Source organism: Rhodanobacter terrae (genome assembly GCF_042657005.1).
GTDB lineage: Bacteria > Pseudomonadota > Gammaproteobacteria > Xanthomonadales > Rhodanobacteraceae > Rhodanobacter > Rhodanobacter terrae.
Genome location: NZ_JBHSNG010000100.1, coordinates 1 through 532, shown reverse-complemented (window position 1 = coordinate 532; position 532 = coordinate 1). Strand labels below are relative to the sequence as shown.

Genomic DNA, 532 nt, shown 5'->3' with positions numbered 1-532 from the left:
CGGGGACGCCGCCGCCGGTGGGGATGGCGGTATGCGTGCAATCGGCATCGGTCACGCCCGGAAAACACTTCAGCCCGTCGGTGACGACCGCCGTGCCCGGCGCCAGATGGCGTTGGGCCCACGCGGCCAACACCTTTTTGCGAAACCCGGCCACCTCATCCATCCGCATGGCGATGGGGTGCCCCTCGGCGGTGCACTGCACCGCCGCCACAAACGGGGTCTTGCCGGGGCTGCCGCGGCCCACACCGCCGCCGTGCCGTTCGCCGCCCCAGTACGCATCGTCCATCATCACGATGCCGCCCAGTACCTACTCGCTGTCGCGCTCGACCATCGCCTGCATCAGCTTGTGCTTGAGCAGCCACGCCGTGTTGTATGACACGCCCAACTGTCGGCGCAGTGCCAAGGCCGAGATGCCGCTCTTATGTTGGGTCAGCAGATAGATGGCCAAGAACCACGTGCGCAGCGGTAGTTTGGTTTCAGCGAACAACGTACCGCTGGTCAGCGATACCTGCCGCTTGCAGCGGTTGCACTG

The 532-nt window shown here is 66.0% G+C and carries 1 pseudogene; it reads right to left on the bottom strand.

What is annotated here, in order from left to right:
- Window positions 1-532 (bottom strand): annotated as a pseudogene (locus ACFPPB_RS20410) (IS1595 family transposase); the annotation flags it as partial.